This is a genomic window from Streptomyces phyllanthi, assembly GCF_009377205.1.
Taxonomy (GTDB): domain Bacteria; phylum Actinomycetota; class Actinomycetes; order Streptomycetales; family Streptomycetaceae; genus Streptomyces; species Streptomyces phyllanthi.
Map to the genome: position 1 here is coordinate 1 of NZ_VJZE01000420.1, position 8,138 is coordinate 8,138.

An 8,138-nucleotide genomic window follows, 5' to 3' on the forward strand; every position below is an offset into this window, starting at 1 on the left:
CCTGCACCGTGACAACAAAGACGCATAGCTCGTTCCCCGACGCACGTCTCGTCGCACCCGAACAGGAATGCAGCCAACCCCGAAATCCGTCTCAGCAACCCCGAAAACCGACAGACCCCGACTACACCCCCCTGCTGCGATGAACCGGCTATGAGCCGGGGCCGACTCGGCCCGGAAGCCGGGGCCACTTCAAGCCGGAATCTCCGCCCAGCCGATCTTCGAGTGGAGCCACTTCAAACCGGAAAAATGGGGCCAACTCAAACCGTTAAAGCCAGCCTGCGCCGAAGACGCCCGCAGCGGGGCTCCGCAGGCTCAGCAAATAGCGGACCTGGCACCTGCTGCGCAACTTCGCCACAGCGGTGGAGAAGACGGCCGGCGCCCATCACCCCTGCATCCGCACGGCGTTCACCACGACCCCGGCCGTCACCGAGCCCGCTACCGCATCCACGGGGATGGCGAAGCGGCCCGCGGAGGAGATGCCTGCCGTCCCGCCGGACGGCGCCCAGGACATCGTGGCGACCGTGGAGTTTCGCGCGCTTGTGCAGCGCCGGGCCGACGAGCAGAAGCCGTCGGCGTTACCGCCTGCGGGCCTCTCCTGACGGGTGCTGTTGGAGGCCATCCTGCTGGTGTTGCGGCAAGGCTTGATCGTCAGCCACGCCGTCGTCGAGCTGGGTCTCGTCATGTGGTTGGCAGCGACTGAGACCACCAAGTCCATGGTCAAGCACAGCCGCCCCGGGCCCCTGAACCAGTCGTCCCGCGCGTCGACGACGGCGACCCGCTTGCCGTGTATAACCGACGGTGCGGGCACCCATGGAACCGCCATCACCGCCCGCTGCATGGTGGCGGTGGTCACCTCTGCCCCGACGAATCGCGGACCCTGGAGGAGTGGGAGTAGTACGAAGCCGGCTGGCAACTGGCCTGGCCCACAAACCCCAGGCCGCGAATGTGCGGGCCTGGTCCGGACGTGCTTCGACCCCCTTCACGGCCTGAGTAGGGCGGCCTTTTCGTCACGACGAAACGCTGTCGATGGGGGTGAACGGGAGCGATGGCCTCGTTTACTGTCAGGAATCAACAGTCATGGCCCGAATGCTTTGTTGTCACCCCGCATCCGGGCCATGACGGGAAACTGACAGGCTATGAGCTACGACACCAGCCAGGGAGGGAGGTGACTCCTCTGACAGGCAAAGGATTTTGGCGAACGGTCCAGAAGGCCATCGAGCGGGACAACTGGACCGTTCGCTTCATCGCGATCCTACTCACGATCGGCATGATGATCCTGGTTGCTGCGATGGCATGGCGCGCCTGAGCAGTGGCAAGATCACCCGATGGGTGGGCCGCATCCACGGTCCACCCATCTGCCATTTGTTTAGCCTACACACTGGAAGCTGCTGCGCTTCTGCGGAGACTCCACAGGTTTTCAGGACGTGTCCAGGCGCAGATGCATAAGAGTGAGGGCTGACGGTCGCACCGACAGGTACTGAGAGGTGAGCTGTGTCCAAGGAGTCGGAACCCACTGTGCACGACTCTGCCTACCGCTGCGAGTCCTGTAATGCTCCAATCACGTACTCCGGAAGAGGGCGCCGTCCGCGCTACTGCTCTCAGTCCTGCCGCCAACGTGCCCATGTGATCCGCTCTGGGCGAGCTCAGCTTGACAGTGGCAGCGTGGTGGACTTGACGACCGACCTTCGTCCCATTCTCCGTGAAGTACTGCAGAAGGCACTTCAACGCCACGACCAACGTGCGCACATGGACGGGTCGACGTCGCGAGACTACGAGCAGTTCGAGGAGGCGCTAGAGGCCCTGATCAGACGCGTGATGCTACAGGCGCACACCCGGCAGGAAGGTCTCCAGCGATTGGGGCTAAGCAATCGTTCCTGGAGGACGGCCCTTCAGGATATCGCTCGACAGGTGCAGTCTGGCGAGGTGACGCCTGACGACCACGAAATCCTGGTCGCGGACCTGGAGGCACTGCTTGAAAACGTGAAGAGCCACCAGACCAAGCGGCCACAGTACGGCACTTCCCTCGCCTCCGTCGTCCACCCCCAGTAGGGCTTTGTAAAGCGCCTCCGCGAGGGGGCAGGTCTCCCCGGCCCCGTAGCGGCGGCGCGGTGCACTTCGCGAGCCCGAAGAACGGCTCCAACACGGACGCTCGTCCTACGTTGCTACGGTGCTGCCTATGTCACCAGAGCTGACCGCGCATCAGGTTCTGCGCGCGGTTGCCGCACTGGAAGCGGATGGGCCGATGACAACGACGCACTGGCCGCCCTGGTCCGCAGTGGGCACGGTGAGCAATCGCCGACCGTGCTGATCGCCCAGTACGGCGTCGGCAGCGGCATCAACGACTTTGTCCATGACAAGCCCCTCTCGAATGTTCCTTGACTGCGACCGCCACTCGATAGTTCAGAGAAGAGCAGCAATCCTTCCAGCGGCCCGCCCACCAGTTCGGCGTAGCGCCGTCCCGGCTTCCGGGCCCGGGTGTTCGGGGTCGGCTCCATAGACCCGGCCGCGCAGCAACTGCTCATCGTCGCTGTCCATGCCCTCCAGCCTCGCAGCCGCCACCGACAACGAGGGCTCGCCCAGACGACCCTGGGCAAGCCCTCGCGCTGGCGGAAGGCTTGCCCAGGTCAGCCGCGCCAGCACCCGAGCCAGCCGCCGGCCTTCGAGGCCTGCGCCGCCTCCTCCTGGCGCTCCTGCTCCTGGCGCTCGCGTTCGGCCTGTTCCGCCTGCCGCTCCGCTTCGAGCGCCCTCGACTTGCAGTCGTCACACAGGTGCGGGTGGCTGTCGCAGCGGCCCCGGCCCGCCGACCGCGATGCCGGCCCTCCACCTGTCGTCGGTGAACTTCCGTCCGCAGTCCGCGCACACCGGCCGCTGAGCCTGGCGTTCGGCTGCTTCCTGCCCGAGACGGCGCCGCGCGTCTTCTGCGCGGCGTGCGAGAGCGGCGTCCCGGCAGGGGTTGCCGATCGCGTCCCAGAGGTTCTGGCGGTCCTCACGGCCGAAGCGCCAGAACACGGGCCCGGCGGGCCGTGCCCGCGCAGCAGCTCCAGCGTGGTCGCCACGATCGGCATCTTCCCCTTGTAGAGGTGGAAGCCGTCGGCACCCGGGCCCTGCCAGTGCTCGCGGGTGAGGCCGGCGAACCTCTCCATCTGCTTCAGCACGGGCCGCTTGCCGACCTGGTTGAAGACGAGCAGGGCCAGCGGATGCGACGCGTCACCCCACTCAGGATCGGGCGCCGACCAGCGAGTGCGCCGCATCGGCTTGCCCTGGCCGTCGGTGTCCTTCACCGTGCGGCGGGCCATTGGTGTTTTCGTTCGGGCCGCGCTGCCAGGGACTGGCAGGCTCGCAGACGTAGATCGGGATACCGGTGGCGCGGGCGAAATCCGTCGTGCCGTCCCATCTCGCTGGCTGATCCCAGGTCGACGAACGGGCGAGATCAGCCAGCCGGCCCTCCCCCAGCGCGACGTCCCGTGCGAGAGGCCTTGCCCGTCACCACCGGGGGGAGTAACGGGCAAGGCAAGGCAGCGAACTCCCACTCCTTGCGGCTCCGCTACTCGTCGATCGCCGCCCCGAACCGCGCATTGACCACCGGCGCCCCGAGGCGCACCCCGTCATAGGTCCACGTGCCCCGGGCGACCAGGCCCGACGACGACGGTGGGATGACCCATACGAAGCCGTCGTTGGTGTTCTCGCCCGGTGCCGCCGCAAGCAGGCCGAACAGACCGTCCTTGTTGGCGTCGATCAGCCGTACCTGGCCGCCCCAGCGGTCCAAGGCCTCCGCCCCGCCGGGCATGTCGGGGTGGTTCTGGTCGAAACTACGCGCTCCGGTCGCGGTCAGCCCGCCCCGTGCGCCGCGCAGCGCCCAGACCGCGCCCGCGTCGGAGACGGAGCCGATGTCCTCCCCGGGCGCGCCGATGGCGAGGTCCGGCAAGCCGTCACCATTGGTGTCACCGGAAGACATCTCGGCGCCCCACCGGTCGCCGGCCTCGGCTGCGCCGGGGACGCCCGGAGAGTCCTGCGTCCACGTCTGCGCCGGGGTCGGGTCGAGGCCGGAGAGGTCGCCCTTGCCCAGATAGACGGAGACGGATCCGCCGACCGGTGAGCCGACGCCCGTGTCGCCGATGGCCAGGTCGTCCTGGCCATCCTGGTTGAAGTCGCTGGAGACGACCGCGGGACCGCCGTCGAACGCGCCGCCGTCCCCCAGCGCCTCGACGCCGGGTGCGCCGTGCAGCACCTGGGTGGCGCCGATGCCCGGCTGGTCGCCGGTGGTCACCCCGGAGATCGCCAGGTCCGCCCAGGAGTCCTCGTTGTAGTTGCCGTGGCTGAGACTCCGCAGGGCGAAGCCGGTCTCCAGCGGGGCGGCGTCCAGGGCCTGAACTGCGTTGTCCGCCGGTTTCAACTGCTGGGCCGCCGCACCCGGCGGGGCGGTGAAGAACAGCAGCGTGTCGTTCTCCAGGACGGCAATGCTGTCGCGCGGATGGGCGTCGGGGTTTGACGGGTCCGGCGCGAAGAACCGTGCCGCTTCGATCGCCCGCCCGAAGTTCGCGCCGGCCCGCAGCTGGCCGGGATCCTCCAGCCAGGTGCTGTCGGCCCCGTTCAGCCCGGTCGGCGAGCCCCAGAAGACGATGGCGCCGCCCGCGTTGGACAGCCCGGCCAGGTCCTCTCCGGGGATCCCGACGATCGCGTCGTCGTACCCATCGTTGTCCAGGTCGCCGGAAGCCACAGCCTGCCCGAAACCGTCGCCGACCTCGGCACCGCCCGGGACTCCCGAGGAGTTCTGGTGCAGGACGCTCTTCTTGGTGGTGCTCAGACCGCTTGATGAGCTGTACTGCACGGTAACGTAGCCGGCGCCCGTGGCGCCGCTCACCGTGGCGCCCGGCGCGCCGATCAGCACGTCGTCGAAACCGTTGCCGTCGTAGTCGCAGTTGCGCTGCTGCCAGCCGATGGACGGAAAGGGCGTTGCGGCCTGTACGGCGGAGGCCTCCGACACGGTGCCGCCGCCGAGAGCGAAGATCGCCACGGCCGCAAGGGCCACGCTGGTGAAGTGACGCACAGGAGAACCTCCCTGGTCCCCGAAGTTGCCCACGGCGTGCTCAGCCGCGGCGGACTGTGCGTGGGGGGTTGGTCGGCGGAGGTACGCGGCCGGTTCCCCGGCGAGCCGACGAAGGACTGACCCGTGCGGGTGCCTGAAGCGTCCAGGCTTGCCGCCGACGCGCCCGTAGCAGAACGACGCGGAACCGTGTGCCCCTCCCCCGTTGGCTGATGCGGTCGAGGACAATGCCTCTTTGTTCTCACTTCGAAAACAAACGAAGTTCGTCCAGGGTTGCACGCCCCGCTGAACGCTCGTCCGCTTGCCGCCTTCCTGCCCTCCGGACGCGAGCCATCCCCCATTACCTTCTTCGTGGCCCCGCAAGGGGGTTCCCGGCCGACCGAGCTGTCGGACGGCCCCTGGCGGCGGTGCCGGCCGAGCCGCTGTGAGAACTCGATGCCTTTGCGGGCGACACGAGGGCAGACGCCCTTGCGCAGCCATCGGCGCAGGTGGTCGTCGTCGTCCCAGTCCCCTGGCGCACCACCGTGCCTGCCGGGCCGCCCAGTTCACGGATCCGGAGCTCCTGGCCGTCCCTGATGCCCGCGCGGATGCGGACCTTGCAGGTGTGCTGCTCACGGACAGCCCTGCTATGGCCCGTATGCGGCAGGTCTGCAGCCGGCCTGGCCGTTCAAGTGCCGTTCAGCGCACAACCATCAGCCGTTATTGCGTGTCTCGCAGGTGAATCACATCCGCGCGCACGCGCTTCAATACCGCTCGTGCTCTGAGGAGGAACCGTGGGCATCCGCCGACCCGCCATACCGACCGCCGTAGCCGCCGCCCTGATCGGGTCACTGGGCATGCCGGCCGTCGCGGACACCGCATCCGCCAAGGACGGCGCCACCACCGTGCGCGAGGACTTCGACGGCGACGGCTACCAGGACCTCGCCGTCGCCGCCCCCGGCGCGAAGGTCGGCGGGCATGCCTGGGCCGGCTACATCACGATCAGCTACGGTTCGGCGCACGGCCTCGACCCCGCGCGCACCACGGTCATCACCCAGGACACCCCCGGTGTGCCCGGCGCCTCCGGTGACAACCAGGTCTTCGGCTACGCGATGATCTCCCGCGACCTGGATGGCGACGGCCTGACCGACCTGGCCGTGGTTGCCCGCGATTACCGGCCGGAGAACAACGTCAACGGTTCGGTGACCGTCCTGTGGGGCCGAAAGACCGGCCTCTCCGGCCAGGGCGCCGTCCGCATCGGCGCACCAGCGAACGCCCAGGTCGGCGACGACATCACCGCGGGCGACTTCGACGGAGACGGGCACACGGACCTGTTCATGGGCAACGGAGAGGACTACGACTACCACGACGTGCTCTACGGCCCCCTCGGCCGCGACGGCGTCCCCGCCCGCGAGCAGCAGGTGCAGGTGTACAGCACCGACAACTCCATCAACTCCACCGCCGCGGGCGACTTCAACGGCGACGGCATCGAGGATCTCGCGACCTTCTACGTCTACGAGAACCACGCCGAGGGCGGCAAGCTGTGGCTCGGCACCAAGACCGGCCTGTCCACCGTCCCGCAGCGGCTGACCTCCGCGGCCGGCACCGCCGTCGCCGACTTCGACCGGGACGGCTACGCCGACCTCGCCACCCGGATCTTCCCCAACGGCGACACCGAGGGCACCGAGGAGGACCCGGGCACCGTCAAGATCTACTACGGTTCACCGTCCGGCCCCAGCCAGACCCGTACGCAGACGCTCACGCAGAACACGGCGGGCGTGCCCGGGGTGAACGAGAAGGGCGACCAGTTCGGCGGGCGGCTGCACACGGGCGACGCGAACGGCGACGGATATCCCGACCTGGCCGTCGGCGTCCCAGGCGAGGCGATCGGCTCGAAGGCGAAAGCCGGCGCCGTGGTGCTGCTCAAGGGCAGCAAGGACGGGCTCACCGGCAAGGGCGCGCAGGCATTCCACCAGGACACGACACGAGTGCCGGGTACCGCGGAGTCGGGCGATGTGTTCGGCGGGTCACTGCGACTGCTCGACATGACCGGTGACGGCAAGGCGGACCTGACCGCGGGTGCGCCGGGCGAGAACCTGGGCAGCGTCGTCAACGGAGGCGCGCTATGGCTGCTGCGCGGTGCCACCCCCGGTGTGACGGCCTCGCAGTCGGTCGCACAGAACCCGACAGACATCGGGGCACCCGCGGCAAAGGCACTGTTCGGCCAGAACCTGAGCAGCGACAACGGCCCCGGAGTGGTGATCCCCTAGTAGGACTCCGTCAGGTCTTTCCGTCGGGCCTGTTCGGGAGCATGTTGGTTGTGTGGACGCACATGAAGTGAACCGGGTCCGGGCGACGTTGGCTCAGCCAGCAGGTCGAGTCCCATGTAGCGGCGGGCCTCGGTCCATCCGTCGTTCTGCTCGGCCAGGACGGCGCCGACCGCGCGGATCAGGGCGGTGCGGTCGGGAAGATGCCGCCCTTCTCGTGCAGGCGGGCCTTCCGGCCCGTTGGACGGGGACTGGACCGTCACGGCTTTGACCGGCTGGCACTCGCTGGGCAGATTGCCGGAGGGCCTGGGTGGCCGTAGCTTGACGGCGGTGTTGGGCACGGGCCGCCTCGATCGCTCGAGGTCCTTGACGGATACCCGAACGCTCTCCTCGAGGTCACCATCGCTCGCTGATGCTGAAAGGTATGGCCCGTCACCACGGGGGAAGGTGACGGGCCATACCTCAGTCCACGATGCCACAGCCGGTAGCAACGCGCACCGGCGACTGGCGGATTCCAGGTTCAGTCCGGGCACACGCGGTGTGGTGGCTGGTCCGGGCAGATCTACCGAGCATTCCCGGCAGGCGTCGAAGGCGGTGCTGCGCAGGGAGTGCCGTGAGTGCAGGGCGACCGTCTCGGGCGGGTTGCCGGCGGCCAGGGCCTGCTGGATCCAGCCGCGGCGCATGCTGTGGCCGGTGATGCGGCGGACGGCGGCGCGGGCCGAACGCACGCTCGCGCGCCAGGTCTTGAGGATGGCGTTGGCCTCTTCGGCGGTGGGCGCGGCGTCGGCGGCCGCGAGCGCCTCTTGCTTCGCCCGGGCCGCGGCGGCGCGCTCCGTGGGGGTTGGGGC

Annotated in this window: 6 protein-coding genes and 2 pseudogenes; 3 read left to right on the forward strand and 5 right to left on the reverse strand. The window is 68.8% G+C overall.

From position 1 onward, the window contains the following. Positions 1 to 382: 382 nt before the first annotated feature. Positions 383 to 853: a hypothetical protein gene (locus FNH04_RS36505; protein WP_152790133.1), complete on the reverse strand. Its 471-nt coding sequence runs from the start codon at positions 851 to 853 to the stop codon at positions 383 to 385. 312 nt (positions 854 to 1,165) lie between these two features. Here FNH04_RS36505 and FNH04_RS46885 point away from each other — a divergent pair, with 312 nt between their 5' ends. Together FNH04_RS46885 and FNH04_RS36510 are read left to right on the forward strand one after the other, a co-directional pair. Further along, on the forward strand, positions 1,166 to 1,306 hold the full coding sequence (locus FNH04_RS46885) for a hypothetical protein (protein ID WP_194236928.1): 141 nt from the start codon (positions 1,166 to 1,168) through the stop codon (positions 1,304 to 1,306). Between the two features lie 356 nt (positions 1,307 to 1,662). Beyond that, positions 1,663 to 2,049: a hypothetical protein gene (locus FNH04_RS36510; RefSeq protein WP_152790134.1), complete on the forward strand. Its 387-nt coding sequence runs from the start codon at positions 1,663 to 1,665 to the stop codon at positions 2,047 to 2,049. 575 nt (positions 2,050 to 2,624) lie between these two features. Here the strand turns inward: FNH04_RS36510 and FNH04_RS36515 are convergent. The 3 genes and pseudogenes from FNH04_RS36515 to FNH04_RS36520 all read right to left on the reverse strand — a co-directional run bounded on the left by FNH04_RS36515 (position 2,625) and on the right by FNH04_RS36520 (position 5,047). Then, on the reverse strand, positions 2,625 to 3,296 hold the full coding sequence (locus tag FNH04_RS36515) for a hypothetical protein (RefSeq protein WP_152790135.1): 672 nt from the start codon (positions 3,294 to 3,296) through the stop codon (positions 2,625 to 2,627). Continuing rightward, positions 3,292 to 3,435 (reverse strand): annotated as a pseudogene (locus FNH04_RS49535) (IS30 family transposase); the annotation flags it as partial. The gene FNH04_RS36515 and the pseudogene FNH04_RS49535, both read right to left, overlap by 5 nt. 109 nt (positions 3,436 to 3,544) lie before the next feature. Further along, positions 3,545 to 5,047 carry an FG-GAP repeat protein gene (locus tag FNH04_RS36520; RefSeq protein ID WP_194236929.1) on the reverse strand — a complete coding sequence of 501 codons (1,503 nt, stop codon included), beginning with the start codon at positions 5,045 to 5,047 and terminating at the stop codon, positions 3,545 to 3,547. 770 nt (positions 5,048 to 5,817) lie between these two features. Between FNH04_RS36520 and FNH04_RS36530 the strand changes: the two genes are divergently transcribed. Next, on the forward strand, positions 5,818 to 7,293 hold the full coding sequence (locus FNH04_RS36530; protein WP_322724866.1) for an FG-GAP and VCBS repeat-containing protein: 1,476 nt from the start codon (positions 5,818 to 5,820) through the stop codon (positions 7,291 to 7,293). Here the strand turns inward: FNH04_RS36530 and FNH04_RS36535 are convergent. After that, positions 7,290 to 8,138: pseudogene (locus FNH04_RS36535) on the reverse strand (hypothetical protein); the annotation flags it as partial. The gene FNH04_RS36530 and the pseudogene FNH04_RS36535 sit on opposite strands and share 4 nt — an antisense overlap.